Consider the following 24,314-nt stretch of genomic DNA (forward strand, 5'->3'; position numbering starts at 1 on the left):
CCCTGTGGGGGAGGTGTCGGCGAAGCCGACGGAGGGGGGAGTGGTTGAGCGACAACCGTCCTATAACTCCCCCCACCGATCGCTACGCGATCGCCTCCCCCACAGGGGGAGGCTTTTCTAGACCAACCCAGGCCCCGAGATCTTCACCACCGGCGTGAACGCCGGCCGGGCTTCCGGCAGCGTCACGCGTAGGCCCTTGCCGTCGCGGACAAACTTAAGTTCTCCGCCGCCCAGCAGCTCAACCCGCCGCACCTCGCCCGCGCTCGTCGGACCGGAAACGGCCAGGCTCTCGATCACCAGTTCGCCCGTCGGCCAGGCCATCGGCAGGGCGTAGAGGTCGCCGCCCTTGGTCACGAACCGGATGTCGGCGGCCTCGAACGGCTTGGCCTTTTCCTCGTTCTGCATGCCCTCGACGAAGCGGGTCGGGCCCTCGCCGTAGATCCGCCAGGGGCGCGAGGCGTAGATGGCCGCGCCGTTGACGGCGATCCAGCCGGCCATGCCTTCCAGAACCTTCTCTTCCTTGTCGTCGATCGTGCCGTCGGCGCGCTGGGGGATGGAGACCATCAGGCAGCCGTTCTTGCTGACCACGTCGATCAGGCGCTGGATCACGTCCTTGGCGCTCTTGTAGCCGTCGTTCTCGTAGAGGGCGCGGTCGTAGTGCCAGTTGCCGATGCAGGTGTCGGTCTGCCACGGCTCGGGCCGCAGCCGGTCGGAGAAGCCGCGCTCGACGTCCTCGACGATGCCTCGCCGCTGCAGCGGGCTGAGCTTCTTGCCCGTCACCACCACGTCGGTCCGGCCATGCCAGGCGCGGGCCTGGTTGTAGTAGTGGGCCGTGGCCGCCAGGCCGGCCTGGCCCAGGGGCAGGGCGTAGTTGTCGAAATAGACCATGTCGGGCCGATAGCGGTCGACCAGGTCGTTCTGGCGCGCCAGCCAGTTGGCGGTGAACGCCGGATTGTTCGGCGGCGGGGTCTCCAGCCATTCGCCGTCGTGCTTGTCGTGCCAGGCGTTGGCGGCGCCGATGCTGTCGATGCCGTCGGGGATGACCATGTTGCGGCCGGTATAGAGCTCCTGCGGATCCAGGCCCTGCCACCACTGGCCCCGGCCCTGGGCCTTGGTCAGGCGATAGGCGTCGTAGCGCTGGCCCTTCAGCGGGCCCTCGGCGTCGTAGCCATAGGCAGTCTGCCACCAGTGCCAGGCGTGGGCCGAGTGGTTGGAGACGCCGAACCGCATGCCGTGAGCGCGGGCCACGCGCTCCCAGGTCCCGACGATGTCGCGCTTGGGGCCCACGCGCATCGTGTTCCAGGCGTGGTGGCGGCTGTCGAAGTTGTCGAGGTTGTCGTGGTGGTTGGCCATCGACATGAAGTATCGGGCCCCGGCGGCCTGGTACTTCTTCATCAGGGCTTCGGGATCCCAGCGCTCGGCCTTCCAGCGCGGGATGAACTCCATGAAGCCGAACTTGGTCGGGTGGCCGTAGGTCTTGACGTGGTGCTCGTAGAACGGATTGCCCTGGATATACATCTGGCGGCCGTACCAGTCGCCGAACTCGGGCACGCATTGCGGGCCCCAGTGCGACCAGATGCCCAGCTTGGCGTCGCGGAACCAGTCGGGGGCCGTATAGCCCTCGGCCAGCGACTCCCAACTGGGCTGGAAGCCGCCCTTCTTCGGAGCGGCGAGGGCGGGGGAGGCTGAAGCGGCGGCCAGGCCGGCGCCGAGGTTCAGCAGGTCGCGGCGATTGAGGCTCATGAAGGGTCCTAATTCTTGGCCGGCGACGGATCGCCGTAGAGGATGCCTCGGCCGTGGACGCCGAGATAGACGCGGCCGAAGCGGGCCGGATCGCCAGTCAGGGCGCGCAGTTCGGCGAAGCCCCAGCGGTTGTCGTGCAGCTTGATCCAGGTCTTGCCGACGTCGTCGGAGCGGAACACGCCTTCGACCCCGCCGACCTTGCCCCAGACGAACACCGCCGGATGGCTCTGGCCCGGAGCGGCCTTGCCGAAGCCGACCAGGCCGGCGTCGTCAACGCCGTTGATCGCCTTGAAGTCCGCGCCGCCGTCGGTCGAACGCATCAGGCCCCGGGCGGTGGGCAGCCAGACCTCACCCTCGATCCCGGGAACGGCCTTCAGCGGTCCGCCGTTCGGCAGGTCGTGGGCCTTGACCTTGAAGGTCTCGCCGCCGTCGAGGCTGGCCAGCACCGCGCCTTGGGCCGCGTCGTAGATGTAGAACCGCGACGGGTTCACGCGATCGGAGGCGGGGGTGAAGTCAGGGTGGTTGCTCTCGGCGACGCCTTGAACGGGACGCCAGGTCTTGCCGTCGTCGCTGGAAACGTAGGGGGCGGCGTTGCGCATGGCCCAGACCATCCGCTTGCCGTCAGCCGACAGGGCGATGCGGCCGGTGTGGATGTGGGCGTCGCGGGGCGGCGAGCCGGCGAAGGCCGTCCAGGTCTTGCCGCCGTCGGTCGAGCGATAGCCGGCGGTGGGCGTCGGGTCGCTGGTTCGAACCAGGACGTTCGGCTGCAGTTCGGCGTAGTCGAGGCCGCGATTGGTGCCGCCGTGCGGCTCGAAATAGCGGCTGCCAGAGGCGCTATCCAGGTCGTCGTGGCGGAAGCCGCCGATGTCGCCGATCGTGCTGACCAGCGCCTCGCCCGGCGGGCTGACCAGCTCCAGGGCGACGGTTTCCTCCAGCCCCTCGTCGTCGAACCGCCAGTGGGTGCGCCCCGAACGGTCGGCCTCGGTCAGGTCCTTGGTCCGCCACAGGCCGTAGCCGGTGACATAGATCGCCTCGTCCGGATTGGTCGGGTCGATGTCGACGTCGCCGATCCAGTGGCCCATGGCCCGGCCGGCCTTGGCCTCCAGGCTGCGCACCCACGGCGCGCCGCCGGTGTCGTGCTGGGACGCCTCGCGCAGGGCCTTCCAGGTCTTGCCGCCGTCGGTGCTGCGGAAGAGGTCGTCGCCCTTCACCCAGCGGTCGAGGGTGGAGACCACGATCACGCCCGGATGGCGGGGATCGAGGCTCAGGCCGCCATAGCCGAACACGTCGGTCCCGTCGGGCCTGACCGGGGTGATGTCGGTCCAGGCGCCGGTGCGCGGATCCAGCGTCCAGACCGCGCCGTCGGTGACGTCGTTGGGACCCAGGCCGTTGCCGTAGGCGACATGGACCTTGCCCTTGGCGTCGATCGCCAGGTGGTGGGGGACCAGGCTCTTGGGCTGGCCGGCGACCGGAGCCCAGGTCACGCCGCCGTCGATGCTGACCAGCAGGCCGCCGCTCGCCCCGGCGACGCCCGCATAGACGGTCGCCGTGGCGCCGGTCTTGGTCGTCTTGCCCGGGGCGAAGGCCACCAGGGTGACGTGGACTTTCGGAAAGCCCTCGACCCGGGCCCAGGTCTCGCCGTGGTCGGCGCTGCGATAGAGGCCGTCCCTGGCGCCTAGGAACAGCACCGCGCCCTGGGCGGGATCGACCATCAGCCGCTCACCGGTGTTGCGGCCGTCCTCGTTGCCGCCCAGTTTCACGGGCAGTTCGGCCTTGGCCCAGGTCGCGCCCTGGTCGGTGGAGCGCAGCACGGCTCCGCCGCGCGCCTCGGCGCGAGTGTATTCGCCGGCGGCCATGTACAGCCGGTTCGGATCATGGGGATCGACCGCCAGGCTCAGCGCCCCGGCCAGTTGGCCGTCGGCGCGGCTCAGGCCATCGTTGAGCGCCACCCAGCGGTTGGTCGCCCGGTCCAGGCGATAGGCGCCGCCGATGTCGGTGCGGATATAGACCAGCCCCTTCTTCGTCGGGTGATAGACCACGCCGCTGACGAAGCCGCCGCCCAGCACCTCGACGGTGTTCCAGCTGTAGGGCTGGACGACCGGCGGCGCGGCGAGGGCGGGCAGGGCGACGGCGAGCGCGACGACGGCGGTCGCGGCGAGCAGGGCTTTTACGCGGAACACGGGGCGCTTTCGTCTAGCGGGCAAGGGCAGGGTGAACGGCCGCGCCGGCCGTCAGGCCAATTCCAAATCCCCGCATGTCGTCGCTCGCCCGGTCGTTTCTATTTGTCACACAAATTAGACCGTGTATGGATCGCCGTCGAGCCTTTAGATACCGGTACCAACGGCAAGGCCTGATTGCCCAGGGCGCGCCGGCATGCCAATGACAGCGTTGTCGTAGTCCAATGATAAGATGTGGGGAGTTATGAACACCAAGGTCCTTTGCGCCGCGTTGCTGGCGACCACGCTCCTCACCCCCGCTTTCGCGTCGGCCGCTGACAGCAAGAGCACCGCCCATCCCGCCCTGTGGCCCGCGGCCAAGAGCCAGGGCCTGGTGGACCCCCAGACCGAAGCCTTCGTCGACTCGCTGATGGCCAAGCTGACCCTCGAGGAGAAGGTCGGCCAGATGATCCAGGGCGACCTGGCCTCGGTGAAGCCGGAAGACCTGAAGACCTATCCGCTGGGTTCGATCCTGGCCGGGGGCAGCTCGCCGCCGCTGGGCGCGCCCGACCGCTCGCCGATCGGCCCGTGGGTCAAGTCGGTCGAGGCCTTCCGCGCCGCCGCCGCCCAGCGCCAGGGCGGCACCCAGATCCCGCTGATGTTCGGCATCGACTCGGTGCACGGCAACGGCAACGCCGTCGGCGCCACGCTGTTTCCGCACAACAGCGCGCTGGGCGCCACCAGGGATCCGGAGCTGATCCGCAAGATCGGCGCGGCCACGGCGCAGGAAACCGCCGCCGCCGGCTTCGACTGGGCGTTCGGCCCCACCCTGACCGTGCCGCGCGACGACCGCTGGGGCCGGGCCTATGAGGGCTATTCGGAAGATCCCGAGATCGTCCGCAGCTACGCCGGCCAGATGATCCTGGGCCTGCAGGGCGCGGTCTCCCAAGGCGGCGTCATCCAGCAGGGCCACGTCGCCGCCAGCGCCAAGCACTTCCTCGGCGACGGCGGCACCCACGAGGGCAAGGACCAGGGCGACACCCAGGTTCCGGAGTCCGAGCTGATCCGCCTGCACGTCCAGGGCTATGTGCCGGCCATCAACGCCGGGACCATGACCATCATGGCGTCGTTCAACAGCTGGAACGGCGAGAAGATGCACGGCAACAAGAGCCTGCTGACCGACGTGCTGAAGGGCAAGATGGGCTTCGACGGCTTCGTCGTCGGCGACTGGAACGGCCACGGCCAGGTGTCCGGCTGCACGCCCAAGAACTGTCCGCAGGCCGCCAACGCCGGTCTGGACATGTACATGGCGCCCGACAGCTGGAAGGAACTCTACGCCAACACCCTGGCCCAGGCGAAGTCGGGCGAGATCCCGATGGCCCGCATCGACGACGCCGTGCGCCGCATCCTGCGCGTGAAGGCCAAGATGGGCCTGTTCCAGCAGGCGCGTCCGCTGGAAGGGAACGAGGCCGTGATGGCCTCGGCCGAGCACAAGGCCATCGCCCGCCAGGCGGTGCGCGAGTCGCTGGTGCTGCTGAAGAACAACGGCGTCCTGCCGGTGAAGGCCTCGGCCAACATCCTGGTCGCGGGCTCCGGCGCCGACGACATCGGCCAGCAGGCTGGCGGCTGGACCCTGTCGTGGCAGGGCACCGGCAACACCAAGGCCGACTTCCCCAACGCCCAGTCGATCTATTCGGGCCTGAAGGACGCGGTCGACGCGGCCGGCGGCAGCGCGACGCTCAGCGTCGACGGCAGCTTCGCCAAGAAGCCGGACGTGGCCATCGTGGTGTTCGGCGAGACGCCCTACGCCGAGGGCGTGGGCGACATCAAGACGCTGGAATACCAGCCCGGCGCCAAGACCGATCTGGCCCTGCTCAAGAAGCTGAAGGCCGCCGGCGTGCCGGTGGTGGCGGTGTTCCTGTCGGGCCGTCCGCTGTGGGTGAACCCCGAGATCAACGCCTCGGACGCCTTCGTCGCCGCCTGGCTGCCGGGCAGCGAAGGCGGCGGGATCGCCGACGTGCTGATCGGCGACAAGGCGGGCAAGCCGCGCACCGACTTCCACGGCAAGCTGGCCTTCAGCTGGCCTAAGACCGCCGGCCAGTTCACCCTGAACCGCGGCGACAAGGGCTATGACCCGCAGTTCGCCTACGGCTACGGCCTGACCTACGCCAGCAAGGTGCGGGTGGGGACGCTGTCGGAGAAGCCGGGCTTCAAGATCGACACCGACAATGTCAGCAACTACTTCGTCGCCGGCAAGACGCCGTCGCCGTTCGAGTTCAAGCTGACCCCGACCACAGCCGCCCAGATCCATCCCGTGGACGCCGGCAACGTGCAGGAGGCCGGCCGTCAGCTGACCTTCTCGGGCGCCGAACCGGCCGTCGCGGCCCTGGCCGCCGACAAGGCCTTCGACCTGTCATTCCAGACCAACGCCGACATCGACCTGCTGGTCGACTACCGTGTCGACGCCAAGCCGACCGGACCGGTCACCCTGTCGATCGGAGCGGGCAAGCTGGACGTCACCCCGGTGCTGAACGCCTCGCCGGTCGGCGAGTGGAAGAGCCTGAAGGTGTCGCTCAAGTGCTTCCAGGCGGCGGGAACCGACGTCAAGGCCGTGACCGCGCCGTTCGAGTTGTCGACGGCCGGCAAGCTGGTGGTGTCGCTGCAGAGCGTGAAGCTGACGACCGATCCGGCCGGCGCGGTCTGCCCGGGGAAGGCTCAATAAATAAGTCCAACATCCCGGCGAAGGCCGGGACCCAAGCTGAGTTGGTGGTTTCGTTCTGAGATTCAAAGGCCCACGCCGCTTGGGTCCCGGCCTTCGCCGGGATGTTGGGCGTGTGGGATGTGAAAAGGCTGTGTCCATGCGTTCAATCGTTCTCGGCCTGCTGGCCGCCACCGCTCTGAGCGCATCGGCCCAGGCCGCGCCCCTCCTGGCTCCGGTCTTCACCGACCACGCCGTGCTGCAACGCGGCCAGCCGATCCGGGTGTGGGGCGCGGCCAAGCCCGGGGCGGTGGTGTCGGTCAAGCTGGGCGAGGCCGAGGCGAGCGCCACGGTCGACGCCGAAGGCCGCTGGTCGACGACGCTTCCGGCCCGCGAGCCAGGTCCGGCCCTGACCCTGACCGTCAAGGCGGGCGGCGACAGCCAGACCCTGTCGGACCTGCTGGTCGGCGACGTCTGGCTGTGCTCAGGCCAGTCCAACATGGAATATCCGCTGCGCCGCGCCCTGGGCGGCGAGGCCGAGGCGGCCAATTCGGCCGACCCCAACATCCGCCTTTTCCAGACCGGCCGCGTCAGCCTGCCCGAGCCCACGGCGGCCCTGCCCAAGGAAGCCGCCTGGCGCGCGGCCGCGCCGGAGTCGGCCAACAATTTCAGCGCCGCCTGCTTCTTCATGGGCCGCGAGATCAAGAAGACCACGGGCGTTCCGATCGGCCTGATCGACGCCACCTGGGGCGGCTCGGTGATCCAGGACTGGATCAGCCGCGAAAGCCTCCACGCCCTGGGCGACTATGACGAAGGCCTGGCGATCCTGGCCGACTACGCCCAGTCGCCCGAGAAGGGCATGGCGCGCTGGGGCGTGCAGCTCGACGGCTGGGCCGCCAAGGCCGAACCGCAGGCCGCCGCCTGGAGCCGTCCCGACTTCGACGACCGTGACTGGAAGACCATGCCGGCCGAGAAGTTCTGGGAGACCAATCCCGGGCTGGAGACCTTTGACGGCACGATCTGGCTGCGCGCCGCCATCGTGCTGACCGACAAGCAGGCCAGGCAGGGCGCGACCCTGTCGCTGGGTCCGATCGACGACCTGGACACCACCTTCGTCAATGGCCGCGAGGTCGGTTCGCAGCAGGGCTGGGATCGGCTGCGCGACTACAAGATCGCGCCGGGCGTGCTGAAGGCGGGTCCGAACGTCATCGCCGTGCGGGCCATCGACACCAGCGGCGGCGGCGGAGCCTGGGGCCCGGCGGCCCAGAAGGGCCTGAAGTTCGCCGACGGCTCGTTCGCGCCCCTGGGCGCCCACTGGCGCTACAAGATCTCGAGCACCCTGGCCCAGAGCGGCCTGCCGCCGACCGCGCCGTGGGTGGGGACCAGCGGCCTGTCGACCCTGCGCAACGGCATGATCGCCCCGCTGATCCCCTACGGCCTGAAGGGTTTCGCCTGGTATCAGGGCGAGGCCAATGTCGCCGAGCCGGCCGCCTATGCCCGCCTGCTGCCGGCCCTGGTCGCCGACTGGCGCAAGTCGTTCGACGGCGCGGACCTGCCGTTCCTGGTGGTGCAGCTGGCCGACTTCGGGCCGCGCGTCACGACGCCGGTCGAGTCCGGCTGGGCGGGCGTGCGCGACGTCCAGCGACGCACGGCGGCGGCCGATCCCAAGGTCGGCCTCGCTTCGGCCGTCGACATCGGCGACATCTACGACATCCACCCGGCCAACAAGCAGCAGGTCGGCCATCGCCTGGCGCTGCAGGCCCGCAAGCTGGCCTATGGCGAGACGACCCTGGTCGCCGCCGGGCCAGCCCCGCTGTCGGCCGTCCGTAATGGCGGGACGGTGGTCGTGCGGCTGGATCAGCCGGCGGTGGTGCAGGCCGATAGCCGGCCGGTCGGTTTCGAGCTGTGCGACGCGCGCGGCGCCTGCCGCTTCGCCGACGCGACCCTGGCCGGCGACCGGGTCAGCCTGGCGGTTCCGGCCGGCTTCGCGCCGGTCAAGGTGCGCTTCGCCTGGGCCGACAGTCCGATCCTCAACCTGTATGGCGCGACCGGCTTGCCGGCCACGCCGTTCGAGCTGGCGATCGCGCCCTAGCCGGCCTTTTGGTTAAAATGCCGGATGGGGCTCGGTCTCGTTCCGGCGGATTTCCAGGGTTTCACTCCATTCCAGCGGGGCCGTACCGCGCCTAGGCTTGTCGTCTGGCTAGCGCGGACGCGACCGGACTTGTCCGGGCGTGTCCGCGCGGGCAGGGGGCGGACGGCGCGCGCGGAGCCGCGCGCGCCGTTAACCAGCAACCCCTTGATACCGAACGGCATTGTCCTCTCGTAGGAGAGCGTAGCGTGCCCGATGTAGCGTACCAGGCCTTGGCGGAACTTTGGGAGGCGGTCTTCGGCGAACAGCCGTCGGTCGTCGCCGAACCCAGCCTGACGGCCCAGGTCCTGGTCGCCTATCTGCCGCCCGTGGAGCCCTACAGCTTCGGCGCCGAGGACGACCCCGAAGACTAGGCCGCCCAGGCCGCCGCGAAGCGCTTCAGCTGAGAGCGGGCCGCGCTTTCGGCGCCGTCGCCCAGGGCTTCCAGGCGCAGGAACAGGTCGCCGGCTCGGTGCGCGCCACGGGCCGGCAGACCCTGGCCGGGCAGTCGCACCAGGCCGCGGGCGGCGGCCTTGGTCGAGATCCAGACCAGGCGCGGACCCACGGCCGTGGCCACCTCGATCCGGCCGCCTTCCGCCAGGGCGCGGGCGTCCAGGCGGGCGGTCAGCCACAGGTCGTCGCCGCGCACCAGAGCGTCGGGATCGTGCTTGAGCGTTACGCGGAAGGTCACGTTCTCGACCCGCACCTTGTCGCCGTCGCGCAGGCCGGCCGGCAGGGTCAGGCGCAGCTTGCGGGCGTCCAGGGCCAGGTCCAGCGCGCCGCCGGCGAAGGCCAGGGCGGCGTCGATCTGCAGGGTGGCCTGCTCGACCCGGGGCGGTTCGGTGACGGCGGGCGGGAAATGGATCTGCCGCGTGGGCGTGTCCTGCAGCAAGCGATAGGCGGCCAGCACGTCGCGGAACAGGGCCGCGTCGCCGCCCGGACGGTCGGGGTGGGCGCGCTTGGCGGCTTCGCGATAGGCGGCCCGCAGCTCGCGCTCGTCGGCGCCCGGCGCGACGCCGAGAATGGCGCGAGCGGCTTGAAGACTGAGAACGGGGGACGAGCCGGCGGTCATGCCGCGACCCTGCCGCCGTTTGGTCAACGGCGGGTTAAGTTAAGACTTTCGAGCCGCCTAGCGGATCTGGCCGCTCAGCAGCCAGACCAGGCCGAAGATCCCGAACACCCCGGCCGCGAAGACGATCACGGCCCACGAGCCGCTGCGGCGATACCAGGTGACGGGCTCGTCGACGTCGGGCCCCTCGACGCGCGCCCGCTCGGCCGCCTTGGCGCGCAACCGCCAGAAATTCCAAGCCCCGCCCGCGAACAGGAACAGGCCGCCGGCCGCCAGGATGATCCAGTCCTGGACGTCGTCGCCCTTCCACTTGATCGCCTCGATATAGCCGATCCACAGGCCGGCCGCGCACCACAGCGCCAGGGGAATCCAGGCCAGTCGCGCCCGCGTGCCGAGTTTCATAGGGTGTCCTTCATGTCGCGCGGCAGATGCGCGCGACAGGCCGTGCGCGTCAAGCGTGGAGGGGTTGGGCGTGGCTCACGGACGACGGGCGCCCTATATGCCTTTCATGACCGACGCGCCCCTGATCCCCGCCTCGCCGTCCGAGGACGACTATGTCCGCCAGGTGACCGAGGCCGCGCCTCTGCCGCTGCTGCCGGAGGGCGACCCGATCCGCCTGTTCGAAGAGTGGCTGGCCGAGGCGGGCAAGGGCGAGCCGAACGATCCCAACGCCGTGGCCGTGTCCACCGTCGACGCCGACGGCCTGCCGGACTCGCGCATGGTGCTGCTCAAGAGCGTCGATGCGCGCGGCTTTGTCTTCTACACCAACACCCAGAGCGCCAAGGGCGTGGAGCTCGGCGGCCAGCCCAAGGCGGCCCTGCTGTTCCACTGGAAGTCGCTGCGTCGCCAGGTGCGGGTGCGCGGCGTGGTCGAGCCGGTGACCGAGGCCGAAGCCGACGCCTATTTCGCCAGCCGAGCCCGCCACAGCCAGCTGGGCGCGTGGGCCAGCGACCAGTCGCGGCCGCTGCCCGACCGCCTGGCGCTGGAGCGCCGGGTGGCCGAGATGGCGCTGAAGTTCGGCATCGGCAAGGTGCCGCGCCCGCCGCACTGGTCGGGCTACCGCGTCGTGCCGCAAGTCATCGAGTTCTGGCGCGACCGCCCGTTCCGCCTGCACGAACGCCTGGTCTACGACCGCGTCGGCGAGGGCTGGGAGACCAAGCGACTGTTTCCTTAAGCCCCATACCGCGCCAGGAACGTCTCCACCGCGTCGGCGCAGATTTCGGCCAGGGGGCGGTTCGGCTGGGCTTCGTCGCCGGCGGCAAGGCCCAGCACCAGGGTGGGGTGGTCGAGCATGCCCAACAGCTGGCCGGCCGCCCAGGCCGGTTGGGCGGCCGTCAGTTCGCCGGTCTCGATCAGGCTCTCGATCACCTCGATCGCCGCGCCGCCCAGCTCCTGGTGGGCGCTCTTCAGGAAGTGATCGGCTATGGCCTCGAAGCGCCGGCGCTCGCTGGTGACCATCCGGAAGATCGCCCGGGTCGCGGGCTCGGTCATGAAGGTGGCATAGGCCAGGGCCAGGGCCGTCAGCCGGGCGCGGGCGTCACCCTGGACCTTGAGGCTTTCGCGCACGGGCTCGGCCATCAGCCGGACGGTGTCGTGGACGACGATCTCGAACAGCTTGGCCTTGCTGGGATAGTAGGCGTACAGCGTTGCGGTGGACACGCTGGCCATCCTGGCCACCACCTCCATGCCGGCGGCGGAATAGCCCTCCTTCAGGAAGACGCCTCGCGCGGCGGTGAGAATCTCGGCCTTCTTACGTTCGGACCGATTTGGGCCTGCGCCGATAAGCATGCGGTTGCACTCGATCTACGGTTAAGCATGACCATAGATGTACAACTCAAAAGCAAGCAAGCGTGCTGAACGCGACGAAGACTGAAGTTTCCGCTATGGGGACGCCGACGCCGGGAATTTTGGCGTGCTGGATGAGGCTTGGGCGTGATCAAGGACGCGGAAACGGTTCGCGAGCAGGAAGTGGCCGCCTGGATGGGCGAGCGGGCCGATCGAGTGATCGAGACGTCGTGCGCCCGCGTGTTCCTGGTCGGCGAGGCGGCCTGGAAGGTCAAGCGCCCGGTCAATTTCGGCTTCCTGGATTACTCCACCCTTGAGCTGCGTCGCTGGTCGCTGGAGCGCGAGCTGAGCTTCAACCGCGCCGCCGCGCCCGACATCTATCGCGCGGTTCGCCGCCTTACCCGCACCGATAGCGGCGGGGTCGAGATGGACGGGGCCGGCGAGATCGTCGAGTACCTGCTGGAGATGCGCCGCTTCGACGAGCAGGGCGTGCTGGCCCAGCAGCCCTGGGCGATCGACGACGCGCTCGAGGAATCCCTGGGCCGCACCATCGCCCAGTTCCACGCCGGGGCGCCGCTGCGGCCGCAAGGCGGCGGGGTGGGGGCCCTGGGCTACACCATCGCCTCGAACGCCAACCTGCTGCGGGGTCTGGCTCCACGCCTGGGCGCCCAGGCCGTCGAGCGGCTGATCGCCGAGACGGATCTGGCGCTGGAGCGCCTGGGCCCGCAACTGAACGAACGCGCGGGGCAGGGCTTCGCCCGCCACTGCCACGGCGACCTGCACCTGGGTAATATCCTGGTCGAGGACGGCAAGCCGATCCTGTTCGACTGCATCGAGTTCAACGACTCGCTGTCGGACATCGACATCCAGTACGACCTGGCCTTCCTGCTGATGGACCTCGACTTCCGCCGCCGTCGCGACGCCGCCGGCCGGGTGCTGAACGCCTATCTGGACGAGGCCGCCCGTACGTTCGGCGAGGGCCTGTGGACCGGCTTGGCCGCGCTGCCTCTGATGCTCAGCGTCCGCGCCGCGGTGCGCACCCACGTCTGGGCCTACAGCAACGACGACGAGGCCGCCCGCGCCTATCTGGCCACGGCTCTGGAGCACCTGGCGCCCCAGCCGGTCAGCCTGGTGGCGACCGGCGGCTTCTCGGGTTCGGGCAAGTCGACCTTCGCCCGGGTCTGCGCGCCCGGCCTGGGGGCGGCCCCCGGGGCGGTGGTCCTGCGCACCGACGAGATCCGCAAGCGCCTGTGCGGGGTGCCCTCGCTGCAGCGCCTGCCCAAGGAAGCCTACACCTCGGACATGAGCGACCGGGTCTATGACGAGCTGTTCCGCGACGCGGCCCTGACCCTGGCCGCCGGCCGTTCGGTGGTGGTCGACGCGGTGTTCCTCAAGCCCGAGCAGCGCGCGCGGGCCGAGGCCCTGGCCAAGTCGGTCGACGTGGCGTTCCAGGGCGTCTGGCTGGAGGCCCCGCCCGAGGTGCTGCGCGCCCGCGTCGCCGCCCGCGTCAACGACGCCTCGGACGCCGACGTCGCCGTGCTGGAAAGCCAGCTGGCCCGCGACACCGGCGACATCGCCTGGCGCCGCGTCGACACGGTCAGCGCGTTCGAGGACGAAGCCCGGGCGCTGGCGGAGTCGATGGGGTAGGGAGCGGCCCTAAGACCGCGCCGCTTCCACGCAGCGACCCTTCGGGCGAACCGCCGCGCAGATCGACGACAGCAGCTCGACCGGTCGGATCGGCTTGCCCAGGTGGTCGTCGAAGCCCATGGCCAGGAAGCGCTCGCGGTCGCCCGACATGGCCGAGGCGGTCAGGGCGATGACCGGTATCGTCGGGTCGCCCGCCACGCCGGCCCGGATGGCCTCCAGGGCGGTGATGCCGTCCATCACCGGCATGTTGATGTCCATCAGCACCGCGTCGAAGACCTCGACCTTCAGCGCGTCCAGCGCCGCCTGGCCGTCGTCGACGATGGTCAGGACCACGCCGGTGGCCTCCAGCATGGTGCGCACCACCACCTGGTTGATGGCGTTGTCCTCGGCCATCAGGATGCGCAGGGCTTCGAGGTCGGGGCCGTCGTCGTCCTGAAGATCGTCGTCCTCGGGGCTGGCCGCGGGCGCGTCGATCGGCGCGGCGAGCAGGGTGAAGACGAAGGTCGCGCCGTCGCCGCCGCTCTCGATCGCCAGGTCGCCGTCCATCTGGCGGGCCAGGGCGCGTGAGATGGTCAGGCCCAGGCCCGTGCCGCCGTGGCTGCGCGAGACGGCGTTGTCGGCCTGGGTGAAGCTGTCGAAGATGCGGTCGTGGAAATCGGCGTCGATGCCGACCCCGGTGTCGATCACCCGCAGCCGGATCTCGCTCAGGCCGTCGGCGCGCGGCGCGGCGGCCGTCAGCTGGATCGTCACCCCGCCCTGGCTGGTGAACTTCAGCCCGTTGGAGATCAGGTTCATCAGCACCTGGCGGATGCGCTGGGGGTCGGCCAGGATCCAGTCGGGCGCGGCCGGATCGATCTCGACGCGCAGCCATAGGCCCTTTTCGGCGGCGGCGTCGCGCCAGGCGTCGCCGGCCGCGCGGACCAGGTCGGGCAACTGGGTCGCCACGTGATCCAGGTCGACCTTGCCGGCCTCGATCTTCGACAGGTCCAGCACGTCGTTCAGCACCTGCATCAGGCTGTCGCCCGACTTGATCATCAGGCGCACGTGGCGGCGCTGGGCCTCGTTGAGGTTGCTGCGGTCCAGGGCGTAGGCCATGCCCAGCAGGCCGTTCATCGGCGTGCGCAGCTCGTGGCTGGTGACGGCCACGAAGGTGGACTTGGCGCGGTTGGCCTCCAGGGCCCGCTCGCGCTCCTCGCGCAGGTTGCGGGTCAGGGCGTCCATGCGCCGGGCGGCGGCGCGGTTGGCCATCATCATGCTGATCGCGGTGGCCGCCACCATCGCCATGCCCAGGCGCGCGGTGTTGGGGCCCAGTCCCTCGGCGGGAAAGAAGAAGAGGGAAAACATCAGCATGCTGGCCATCGGCGCGAACGTGCTGATCACGATCAGCACGGCCGGCTGATGGCGGAAGTTCTGGGCGAAGATGATCTGGCCGGCCCAGATGGCGAAGGCGGCGATCTTGAAGTCGGCTCGGGTCGACACCCAGAACAGCGCGCCCAGCACCGCCCAGACCAGGTTGATCGGCAGGGCCGCCAGCACGAAGGCCGCGCGCTCGCCGGGCGAGCCGGGCACGCCCGCCTTGAACCGCCGCGTGCCCAGCCGCGCCACGCCCTCGCTGAGCAGAAGGGCGGCCAGCCATCCGGCCGCGATCGCGGGGCCGAGGGCGTAGGCGGCCACGCCGGCGGTCGCCAAGGCCGGAACCATGCGCGACGGCAGCAGCCGATGGGTGTCCAGCGCCACCTCGTCCAGCCGGTCGTCGGCCCAGGGGGAATCGAACCTTCGCACTTTGGAATTTTGCCTCGTTCCTCAACCGGCGCGGTGCGGACAAAACTAGTCCCTACAGCCTAGCATGGATTGAACGGCGCCTGCGACGGATCAGCGCGGCGGTCGGGAATCCGACGGTAACCTTAAGGTTCGCGCCGGGCGCGCGCCGCGTTGCGCGAGCGCCGTCGCCCCGCTAGCCTTGTGTGAACAACGATAACGGATCGGGAGAGCGTGGCCGATGCAGGGCTTGATGCAGCACGGGGCCTTGACGGTCGACAAGATCATCGACCACGCCGCCCAGTGGCATGGCGGGCGCGAGGTCGTCAGCCGTTCGGTCGAAGGGCCGATCGTCCGCACCACCTACGCGGCGATCCACGACCGCGCCAAGCGGGTGTCCAACGCCCTGCTGGCCCTGGGGATCAAGCCGGGCGACCGGGTCGGCACCCTGGCCTGGAACACCGCCCGCCACATGGAGGCCTGGTACGGGATCATGGGCGTCGGCGCGGTGTGCCACACCCTGAACCCGCGCCTGTTCCCCGAGCAGATCGCCTGGATCGCCAATCACGCCGGCGACCGGGCGATCTTCGTCGACCTGACCTTCATGCCGATCATCGCGGGCATTTTGCAGCACCTGCCGAGCGTCGAGCACGTGGTGGTGTTCACCGACCGGGCCCATATGCCCGCCGACTTCAAGCCGGCCGGCGAGACGCCCAACTTCAAGGGCCTGCTGTGCTTCGAGGACCTGGTCGAGCAGTTCGGGGCCGACTGCGCCTGGGGCGGCTTCGACGAGGGCACGGCGGCGGGGCTCTGCTACACCTCCGGCACGACGGGCGACCCCAAGGGCGTGCTCTATTCGCACCGCTCCAACGTCCTCCACACCCTGATCACGCTGCAGCCCGACGTGATGGGCCTGTCGCAGAAGGACGTGATCCTGCCGGTGGTGCCGATGTTCCACGCCAACGCCTGGGGCGTGGCGTTCTCGGCTCCCGGCACCGGCGCCAAGATGGTGATGCCGGGCGCCAAGATGGACGGGGCCTCGATCTTCGAGCTGCTCGACACCGAAGGCGTGACCTTCTCGGCCGCCGTGCCCACCGTCTGGCAGATGCTGCTGCAGTATCTGAAGGAGAGCGGCGCCAAGCTGCCGGTGCTGCGCAAGGTGGTGATCGGCGGAGCGGCCTGTCCCGAGCACATCATCCGCGCCTTCCAGGAAGACTATGACGTCGAGGTGGTCCACGCCTGGGGCATGACCGAGACCTCTCCGGTCGGCACCCTGTCGGTGATGACCGACGAGCTGGAAAAGCTGCCCTACGACCAGCAGATGCCCTATCGCCTCAAGCAGGGCCGGCCGCCGCTGGGCGTGGAGCTGAAGCTGACCGACGACGCGGGCCAGCGCCTGCCGCACGACGGCAAGAGCTTCGGCAACCTGAAGATCCGCGGCCCGATCATCGCCGCCGAATATTTCCGAGGCGCGGGCGGCAAGATCCTCGACGACGAGGGCTTCTTCGACACCGGCGACGTGGCCACCATCGACGACCACGGCTTCATGCAGATCACCGACCGGGCCAAGGACGTGGTCAAGTCGGGCGGCGAGTGGATCAGCACGATCGACATCGAGAACATCGCCCTGGGCCATCCCAAGGCGGCGATGACGGCGGTGATCGGCGTGGCCCATCCCAAGTGGGACGAGCGGCCGATCCTGCTGGTCAAGCTGAAGGAGGGCGAGAGCGCCACCAAGGAAGAGTTCCTGGAGTTCCTGCAGGGCAAGATCGCCAAGTGGTGGATGCCCGACGATGTGGTCTTCGTCGACGACATCCCGCTGGGCGCGACCGGCAAGATCGACAAGAAGCTGATCCGCCAGCGGATGAAGGACTACGTGCTGCCGGGCCTCGCCGTGGCGACCGCCGCCTCCGAAGTTGTCGAGGATCCCGAACCCGAACCCGAACCCGAGCCGCCGGCCGCCACCCTGGCCGCCGCCGACGGCGCCCAGGCCGCGCGGATCTATGCGCCCGAACCCGAAACGCCGCTGTCGGAGCCTCCGCCTCTGGAGGAGCCTGTCGCCGAAGCTCTGGTCCACACCGAGCCCGAGCCGGTCGTCGTGTCGGAGCCTGAATCCGAGTCCGAACCTGAGCCCGAGTCCGAGATCGCCCCGGTCCTGGTCGCCGCCGCCACCGCCGCCGCCGCGAGCGCCGTCGCCGTCGCCGCCAAGCCGGGGCACGTCGCAGAGCCAGAGGCCGAACCTGTCTTCGAGCCGCGCGGCCAGGAGGAGCATTTTCCGCTCGGCCCCCTGACCCCCGCGCCGACGCTGGCGCCCGTGCCGGAAGAAGCCTTCCACGCCAAGCCGGTCTTCGTGGCCGAGGAGGCGCCGCTGGCCATGCCGGTGGTTCCCCAGCGCAAGAGCAAGAAAGCCAGGGCGAAAGACGCCAAGGCGGCCAAGACGTCCAAGGGCGGCGGTTTCGCGGCCGTCCTGCTGGACCTGGCGCTGCTGGTCGCCCTGTCGCCGGCGGTTCTGGTCGCGGCCGGGGCCGTGGGCGTGAAGTTCGGCTTGCTGCCCTTGGCGCTGGGCTACGACCAGATGACGCTGGATTGGGCGCCCAAGGCGGCCATGATGGGCGTCGCCACCGGCGTGCTGGGCCTGATCGTCGCCCTATTCGGCGGCTTCGGGCGGTTCTGGAAGAAGGCCTTGCTGGCCCTGGCGATCACGATCGCCACGTTGGGCGTGATGGTCGGGGCCAACGCCATGGGCGGCCGCGCCCCGCCGATCCACGACGTCTCCACCGACTGGAAGACGCCGCTGATGCTGTCGGACACGGGCTTGGCGGCCCGTGGCGGCGAGGCCCAGACCATCGAGGAGGATCCCAGCCTGCCGGTCGGCTCGCTGGCCTATGCCGGCCGCCGCATCGCCGACGTCAACGCCGAGACCTGCCCGGCCGCCCGGCCGCTGGTGCTGGCGCGCTCGCCCGCCGACGCCTACGAGGCGGTCAAGGCGGCGATCCAGGCCGCGGGCCTGTCGATCGTCACCGACGATCCGATGGACGGCCGGCTGGAGGCCACGGGCCAGAGCTTCTGGTACGGACTTAAGGACGACCTCGTCGTGCGGGTGCGCCCCGACACGGCCGGCGCCCGCGTCGACATGCGCGCCATCGGCCGCGAGCCCGGCGGCGACATGGGCCGCAACTGCCGTCGGGTGGGCGGGTTGCTGGCGGTGGTGAAGGGGTAGTTCTCCGCCACTTGCCCCCTACGGACCGCTTCGCGGTCGTCTTCCCCCGGAGGGGGAAGAGCCTTTTGGCCGGCGCCAGCGCGAAGGCTCCGCCCCCTATGGGGCGGACAGACCGCGAAGCGGTCAGGTGGGGGCAAGTGATCAGGTCAGCTGATAAAGGCTATCCAGCCCTGGCTCGCCGTCACAGCTGACCCGGCCTTCCTTCACCAGCAGCAGCGTGTGGGCCAGCACCGACATGGCCGCCGCCGGGTGCAGGCGCGGGTCGACGGCGGCGTAGAGCGTGGGAACCATGGCCTTGATCGTGGTCGGGCCTTGCGCCAGCGCGGCCAACACCTGGGCCTCTCTCGCCCGGCGATGGTCGGCATAGGCCTGGAGGAACGGCGCGACGTCGCGGACCGGCGCGCCGTGGGTCGGCCACAGGGTGTCGAACCCCTCGGCCTTCACCTTTTCCAGACTGGCGAAATAGTCGCCCATGTCGCCGTCGGGCGGGGTGATCACCGTGGTCGACCAGCCCATCACATGGTCGCCCGAGAACAGGGCGTTCTCCTCCTTCAGGGCGAAGCAGACGTGGTTGGAGGTATGGCCCGGCGTGGCCACGGCGCGCAGGGTCCAGCCCGGGCCTTCGAAGACGTCGCCGTCGGCGATCTCGACATCGGGGCGGAAACCCTCGTCTTCACCAGCCTCGAGCGCCAGCCCGTGGGCCAACTCGCCAAGATGCGGCGCGCGGCGGCCGTGGATCGTCGCCCCGGTCGCCTTCCGCAGCGGACGGGCGAGGGGAGAGTGGTCGCTGTGGTGGTGGGTGACCAGGATGTGGCTGACCGTCTCGCCGTCCAGCGCCGCCAGCAGCGCCTGGAGATGGCCGTCCAGGTCGGGGCCTGGATCGATCACCGCCACGGTCCCGCGCCCGACGATATAGGTGCCGGTGCCGACATAGGTGAAGGGGCCCGGATTGTCGGCGATCACCCGGCGGATCAGCGGCGAGACCTGGTCGCAGCGCCCGTACTCGAACTCGATCTCGCGGACGAAGGGGATCATGTCGGCCTCTGGCTGGGCGGCGCCGGTCTTGCGGTGAACGACCCGTAAACCTTCTGGAGTACGGATCATGGCCGCCGACGCAGCGATTTTTGTCTCAAAACGGCTCCAGCGCGCGGCCTTCGCCATCCTGTGTCTCATCGCGGCGCAGTTCGTGCTGGCCAGCTGCGAGCCCGAGCCGTCGGCTATGGCCGCCCGAGTCGCCCTGACCCACCACTACTGAGCCGCATCGCCCTCAGGCGATCTGCCTAGATTCCGAGCACGCCGGCCAGATCGTAGCCAGCGTCCGCGCCCTGGCGAACCAGGGTGGCGCGGTCGGCCGCGCCCGAAGCGGCCTGGCCCAGGGACCAGGTGACGATCGAGCGCGTGCCCGAGCGGCAGAAGGCCAGGACCGGGCCCTCGGCGCCCTCGACCGCGCGCCGCACGGCCTCGACCTGATCATGGGTCGGCCCGCCCCGCACCGGAATATGCACATAGTCCAGCCCCGCGGCCCGCGCCGCGCCCTCGACCTGGGCGCTGGACGGCTGGCCCGGCTCCTCGTCGTCGGGCCGGTTGTTGATCACCAGAACGAAGCCTTCGCCGGCGGCGCGCGCCAGGTCGTCGAGCGCGATCTGGGGGCTGACCGAAAGCGAGTCGGTTACACGGCGAAACGCAGTCATGGGTTGTTACTCGCGGGGGAGGGCGGGGACGACGGCGCCGGGGCCGGCGCGACCTCATCATCTCGACACTCGGGCGCCCGCGCAACGGTCGGTCGTCGTGAAATATGGCGGAAATTTGAGCGATACCGAGGAATAATTTCCCCAATATGGTCCGTGTTCGGCATTCGGTATTCGAAAATCAACGGTTTATGGATGTGATTTATTGGATGTCAACCCGACAGGGGGTGTTTCAACCCGGTTACGTCCCTGTGTTCGCTCAAGGCGCGCCAGGCGCGCGGGCGGGTGGATTTTGCCTGTAACCCCAACAGGATACGGGGGCTAAGACCCGTGTTATCCCTAGGTTTGTGGAAAATCTGAGCGATGTTCGTCAGAAATGCGGCGATCGTGTTGCGATAATGCGACAGGGTCGGGCGATGTTATTACGGATCAGTAATGGCAATTGACCGGCGCGCGGCGTGCCTCCTAACGTTGCCCTAACCGGGGAAATGTTTTCCGGGACACCTAAGTTCTCGTGGTGGAGTTGGGGCAAAAATCCAGACAGGCCGAACGTAACGCCCCCGAAAAGGGCGCGTGCGGGCGGTCGGGATGCTTCGCCATGTCAGAGGGGATATTATGAAGATGAATTCAACCAAGGGCGGCGCTCGCGCGCGTCTTTTGACGTCGACGCTGCTGGCCGGCCTGGCCACCGTCGCCGCGCCGCTGGCGGTCACCGCGATCGCCACCGCGATCCCGACCCTGGCCAGCGCCCAGGACTACAGCTCGGGCTCGCTGATCGGCACCGTGAAGGATTCGGCCGGCGTCACCGTTCCGGACGCGACCGTCACCGTGAAGTCGCTTGACCAAGGCTTCACCCGCACCGTCACCACCGACGGCGTCGGCCAATTCCGCGTTCCCCTGATCCCGATCGGCGGCTACTCGGTCTCGATCGCCAAGGAAGGCTACCAGCCGACCAGCGACGGCAACGTCCGCGTCGCCCTGGGTGGTTCGACCGCTTACTCGTTCACGCTGACGGAAGTCGGCGGCTCGGTCAGCGAAGTGATCGTCACGGCCACGGCCAACCCGCAGCTGGACTTCGCCGCGACGACCAAGGGTCTGAGCGTCGACATGGAAACCCTGACCAAGCAGGCGCCGATCGCGCGCTCGCTGACCGCGGTGACCCAACTGGCTCCCGGCGTCGTCGTCGGCAGCGCCGCGCGCGTGGGCACCGCCCCGAACGCCGCGAACTTCGGTGGCCAGCCCTCGGTCGGCGGTGGTTCGGTCGCTGAAAACGCGTTCTACATCAACGGCCTGAACATCACGAACTTCGACAACTACATCGGCGCCGCTGAAGTGCCGTTCGACTTCTACAAGTCGATCGAAGTGAAGACCGGCGGCTATCCCGCCGAGTTCGGCCGCGCCACGGGCGGCGTCATCAACGCCGTCACCAAGTCGGGCTCCAACGACTTCAAGTTCGCCGTGCACGGCAACTTCGAAATGGACGGCCTGCGCGAAGACTCGCCGGACACCTACATCATCAACAACCACCGTGGGGGTCGCTCGGACAAGAGCGGCACGTTCGAAGTCAGCGGCCCGATCATCAAGGATCACCTGTTCTTCTACGTGCTGAACCAACAGCGCGAACAGAAGCAACAGACCGCCTACAACACGCTGGGCCAATACGCCGTCGACAAGTCGAACGACCCGTTCTGGGGCGCTAAGATCGACGCGTACATCACCGACCGTCAGCGCGTCGAACTGACCTATTTCGACACCCAGAAGACGATCGATCGTACGGCCTACGCCTACACCTCGGCCACCGACACCATCGGCGCCCAACTGCCGTCGACCGTGTTCCGTCAAGGCGGCGTGAACTATGTCGCCCGCTACACCGGCACGTTCACCGACTGGTTCACCCTGTCGGCCGCCTACGGCAAGAACCGCGACTCCAACAGCGTCCTGCCGACCAACACCGTCGACCCGCTGGTCCAGGAAGACTACACGACCGGTTCGCTGAACACGATCAGCAGCCAGAAGCAAGGCACCATCGAAAGCCGTAAGACGCTGCGCGAATTCTACCGCGTCGATGGCGACTTCTACTTCAAGCTGCTGGGCGATCACCACGTCCGGACGGGTTACGACCACGAAAAGACGACCCTGAACCACGCCTCGATCGACACCGGTCCGGGCGCGGGCGGCACGGGCACCGCCTATGTCTACCACCAGGGCACGGGCGCCGACGACGCGTTCGGCGTTCCGGATGGCGTGAACTACGTGGAAGTCTCGACCAACCGCTTCGGCGGCGCGCCGGTCCACGGCGTGAACGCGGCCTGGTACGTCCAGGACGCCTGGGACATCACCTCGACGGTCAGCCTGCAACTGGGCATCCGCAACGACAAGTTCACCCTGGACAACCTCCTGGGTCAGCAAGTCCTGAACCTGAAGAACAACTGGGGCCCGCGCATCGGCGTGACCTGGGATCCGGTTGGCGAAGGCAAGGATAAGGTCTCGGCCTCGTTCGGTCGCTACTACATCCCGCCGGCGTCGAACCTCAGCTACCGCGGCGCCGACCTCGGCTACAGCGCGTTCTTCTACGCGCCGGGCTACGACGTGAACGCCCCCAGCACGACGCCGAACTTCACCCGGGCCCCGAACGGCGCTCCGACGGCTCTGGGCACCCAGATCACCAACGGCACCAACCCGGGTCTGGATGCGGGCACCCTGGTGGGCTGCCCCACCGGCACGGTCGTCGCCGGCACGGCGGGCGCTGATGGTTGTACGGTCGCCTTCGGTCTCGGCATCGCCGAGCCGGCCTATTCCAAGGCCGCCGTCGGTATCAAGGCTTCGCAAGAAGACGAGTACACCGTCGGTTACGAGCGTCAGTTCACCGACCTGTGGAAGGGCGGCGTGAACCTGACCTACCGCAAGCTGAACCGGATCTCGGAAGACACCACCCTGGACCCGTTCGTCCGCGCCTGGTGCGCCAAGAACGTGACCGGCCAAGTGTTGACCGCTTGTAACAACATCTGGAACAATTCCTGGCAGTACATCGTGTTCAACCCGGGTGAGGACCTGACGATCAATCTTCGTCAGCCCGACTCGCGCGTGAACTCGCCGACGGACGTGGCCGCCGCGGCCGCCCTGCCCAAGACGCTGACCTTCAGCAAGCAGGACCTGAACTTCCCGGCGCCGAAGCGCGAATATATCGGCCTGGAGTTCACCTTCGAGCGTGCTTTCGACGGCAAGTGGGGCCTGAAGGGCTCGTACACCCTGTCGGAAAGCAAGGGTAACTACGAAGGCACCGTCCTGTCCGACAACGCCCAGGCCGACGCTGGTTCGACCGTGCTGTACGACTTCGTCGGTCTGACCGACTTCCAGTACGGCCTGCTGCCGAACCACCACGCCCATCAGTTCAAGGTGTTCGGCTCCTACGCCGTCACCGACAACCTGATGTTCGGCGCCAACGCCCGGGTCATCTCGCCGAAGCACCAAGGTTGCCTCGGCGTGCACCCGACCGACGGCCCGTCCAAGGCGTACCAAGCCGCTTCGCGTTGGTGTAAGACCTTCGACGCCAACGGCAACCAAATCGCTCCGAGCTCGCCGCGTCCGCGTGGCGAAGGCCTGGATACCGATTGGGAAACCACCCTCGACCTGTCGGTTCGCTACACCGTTCCGGAAAAGATCATGGCGCTGGGCGGCAACCTCGTCCTGCGTGCGGACATCTTCAACGTCCTGAACTCCGACGCGATCACCTCGCGCGAAGAGCGTGGCGAAGGTAACGGCAGCGTGTACCGCAAGCAGTACGGCTACCCGATCGCCTACCAAGAGCCGCGCTACGTGCGTCTCGGCTTCGACCTGGACTTCTAAGGTCAAGCTCTCAAGCGAAAGCTGGAATGGCGGCGGGCTCCTCGGAGCCCGCCGTTTTTCTTTGGGCGTCACGCTTTGTCGGATTTGGGCGCGCCCGCGTGCGTGTGTCCCCGCCGGTTGGCGTCTATCCTCGGCGCATGGAGGCTGAAGTTCAGCGATTTCAACGCCCTGAACTTTCTCGACCCCAATCCATGCTCACTCCTCCAAAGCGCCCGTATCTTGGTCCCACCTGAGAGCACGGGGAGGGCGCACGTACGGCGACCGATGCGGCTTTCGGGGGTGGTCGAGCGGGAAGCGTCCGTCGGCTGGTTGCGTGGGGCCCTGCGGGTTGGTCGGAAAGTCGGAGCCTTGGATTGGGCTCGCGGCGGTCCGGGCCAAACGAAGGGAACACCCTCGCGGCGCCGAACGGCGAAACGCGGCAGGCCTGGGCTGAAATCGCCCAGGCGGTCCGGACGGGGTTTGCCGCCCCTCCGCCCGTCGGGGGCCTCCATCGGAGCGGGTTAAAAATCCGCGATCCGAAGGCTTCCGGATAACGGTCCACGCGAAGCGCCTGAACTTCGTCGAAACGGTATTCAA

General features: G+C 68.8%; 16 protein-coding genes. 8 read left to right on the plus strand and 8 right to left on the minus strand.

Translation table 11 applies throughout. The annotated features are described in order from the left end of the window. Positions 1–117: 117 nt before the first annotated feature. Both G3M62_RS06580 and G3M62_RS06585 read right to left on the minus strand, forming a co-directional pair. Positions 118–1,743 (minus strand): alpha-L-fucosidase, encoded by a 1,626-nt coding sequence (locus tag G3M62_RS06580; RefSeq protein ID WP_165185670.1) that lies wholly within the window; start codon positions 1,741–1,743, stop codon positions 118–120. An 8-nt stretch (positions 1,744–1,751) separates the two neighbouring features. Next, complete coding sequence (locus G3M62_RS06585) at positions 1,752–3,923, minus strand: hypothetical protein (protein WP_165185672.1); 2,172 nt, start codon at positions 3,921–3,923, stop codon at positions 1,752–1,754. Between the two features lie 229 nt (positions 3,924–4,152). Here G3M62_RS06585 and G3M62_RS06590 point away from each other — a divergent pair, with 229 nt between their 5' ends. The 3 genes from G3M62_RS06590 (at position 4,153) to G3M62_RS06600 (ending at position 9,099) form a co-directional block, all read left to right on the plus strand. Beyond that, entirely contained in the window at positions 4,153–6,621 is a 2,469-nt protein-coding gene (locus G3M62_RS06590) for a glycoside hydrolase family 3 protein (RefSeq protein ID WP_165185673.1), read from the plus strand. A gap of 136 nt (positions 6,622–6,757) precedes the next feature. Further along, a complete protein-coding gene (locus tag G3M62_RS06595; RefSeq protein ID WP_165185675.1) occupies positions 6,758–8,689 on the plus strand; it encodes a sialate O-acetylesterase in 1,932 nt (643 codons plus the stop codon). Positions 8,690–8,934: 245 nt separating this feature from the next. After that, positions 8,935–9,099, plus strand: coding sequence for a hypothetical protein (locus G3M62_RS06600; protein WP_165185676.1), 165 nt, complete (start codon positions 8,935–8,937; stop codon positions 9,097–9,099). On the opposite strand, the gene G3M62_RS06605 is transcribed toward G3M62_RS06600, so the two are convergent. After that, positions 9,096–9,797, minus strand: coding sequence for a DnaJ domain-containing protein (locus tag G3M62_RS06605; RefSeq protein WP_165185678.1), 702 nt, complete (start codon positions 9,795–9,797; stop codon positions 9,096–9,098). The two genes, G3M62_RS06600 and G3M62_RS06605, sit on opposite strands and share 4 nt — an antisense overlap. Positions 9,798–9,854: 57 nt before the next feature. After that, positions 9,855–10,196 carry a hypothetical protein gene (locus G3M62_RS06610; RefSeq protein WP_165185680.1) on the minus strand — a complete coding sequence of 114 codons (342 nt, stop codon included), beginning with the start codon at positions 10,194–10,196 and terminating at the stop codon, positions 9,855–9,857. 106 nt (positions 10,197–10,302) lie between these two features. On the opposite strand from G3M62_RS06610, the gene pdxH reads away from it, so the two are divergent. Continuing rightward, positions 10,303–10,968: a pyridoxamine 5'-phosphate oxidase gene (pdxH, locus tag G3M62_RS06615; RefSeq protein ID WP_165185681.1), complete on the plus strand. Its 666-nt coding sequence runs from the start codon at positions 10,303–10,305 to the stop codon at positions 10,966–10,968. Here the strand turns inward: pdxH and G3M62_RS06620 are convergent. Beyond that, positions 10,965–11,582, minus strand: coding sequence for a TetR/AcrR family transcriptional regulator (locus G3M62_RS06620; RefSeq protein WP_165185683.1), 618 nt, complete (start codon positions 11,580–11,582; stop codon positions 10,965–10,967). The two genes, pdxH and G3M62_RS06620, sit on opposite strands and share 4 nt — an antisense overlap. 144 nt (positions 11,583–11,726) lie before the next feature. Between G3M62_RS06620 and G3M62_RS06625 the strand changes: the two genes are divergently transcribed. Next, positions 11,727–13,226, plus strand: coding sequence for a bifunctional aminoglycoside phosphotransferase/ATP-binding protein (locus tag G3M62_RS06625; protein ID WP_165185685.1), 1,500 nt, complete (start codon positions 11,727–11,729; stop codon positions 13,224–13,226). Positions 13,227–13,235: 9 nt separating this feature from the next. Here the strand turns inward: G3M62_RS06625 and G3M62_RS06630 are convergent, their stop codons facing one another. After that, entirely contained in the window at positions 13,236–15,008 is a 1,773-nt protein-coding gene (locus G3M62_RS06630; RefSeq protein WP_343037658.1) for an ATP-binding protein, read from the minus strand. A gap of 217 nt (positions 15,009–15,225) precedes the next feature. Here G3M62_RS06630 and G3M62_RS06635 point away from each other — a divergent pair, with 217 nt between their 5' ends. Next, the gene (locus G3M62_RS06635) at positions 15,226–18,204 is read left to right on the plus strand and encodes a long-chain-fatty-acid--CoA ligase (RefSeq protein WP_165185686.1); all 2,979 of its coding nucleotides are present in this window, start codon (positions 15,226–15,228) and stop codon (positions 18,202–18,204) included. Between the two features lie 141 nt (positions 18,205–18,345). Here the strand turns inward: G3M62_RS06635 and G3M62_RS06640 are convergent, their stop codons facing one another. After that, positions 18,346–19,239 carry an MBL fold metallo-hydrolase gene (locus G3M62_RS06640; RefSeq protein WP_165191219.1) on the minus strand — a complete coding sequence of 298 codons (894 nt, stop codon included), beginning with the start codon at positions 19,237–19,239 and terminating at the stop codon, positions 18,346–18,348. A 67-nt stretch (positions 19,240–19,306) separates the two neighbouring features. Between G3M62_RS06640 and G3M62_RS06645 the strand changes: the two genes are divergently transcribed. Next, positions 19,307–19,459, plus strand: coding sequence for a hypothetical protein (locus G3M62_RS06645; RefSeq protein WP_165185688.1), 153 nt, complete (start codon positions 19,307–19,309; stop codon positions 19,457–19,459). Between the two features lie 25 nt (positions 19,460–19,484). On the opposite strand, the gene G3M62_RS06650 is transcribed toward G3M62_RS06645, so the two are convergent. Beyond that, complete coding sequence (locus tag G3M62_RS06650) at positions 19,485–19,895, minus strand: TIGR01244 family sulfur transferase (protein WP_165185689.1); 411 nt, start codon at positions 19,893–19,895, stop codon at positions 19,485–19,487. 612 nt (positions 19,896–20,507) lie between these two features. On the opposite strand from G3M62_RS06650, the gene G3M62_RS06655 reads away from it, so the two are divergent. Then, positions 20,508–23,738 (plus strand): TonB-dependent receptor, encoded by a 3,231-nt coding sequence (locus G3M62_RS06655; protein WP_246263502.1) that lies wholly within the window; start codon positions 20,508–20,510, stop codon positions 23,736–23,738. Positions 23,739–24,314: the final 576 nt, after the last annotated feature.

It is taken from the genome of Caulobacter soli (assembly GCF_011045195.1).
GTDB lineage: Bacteria > Pseudomonadota > Alphaproteobacteria > Caulobacterales > Caulobacteraceae > Caulobacter > Caulobacter soli.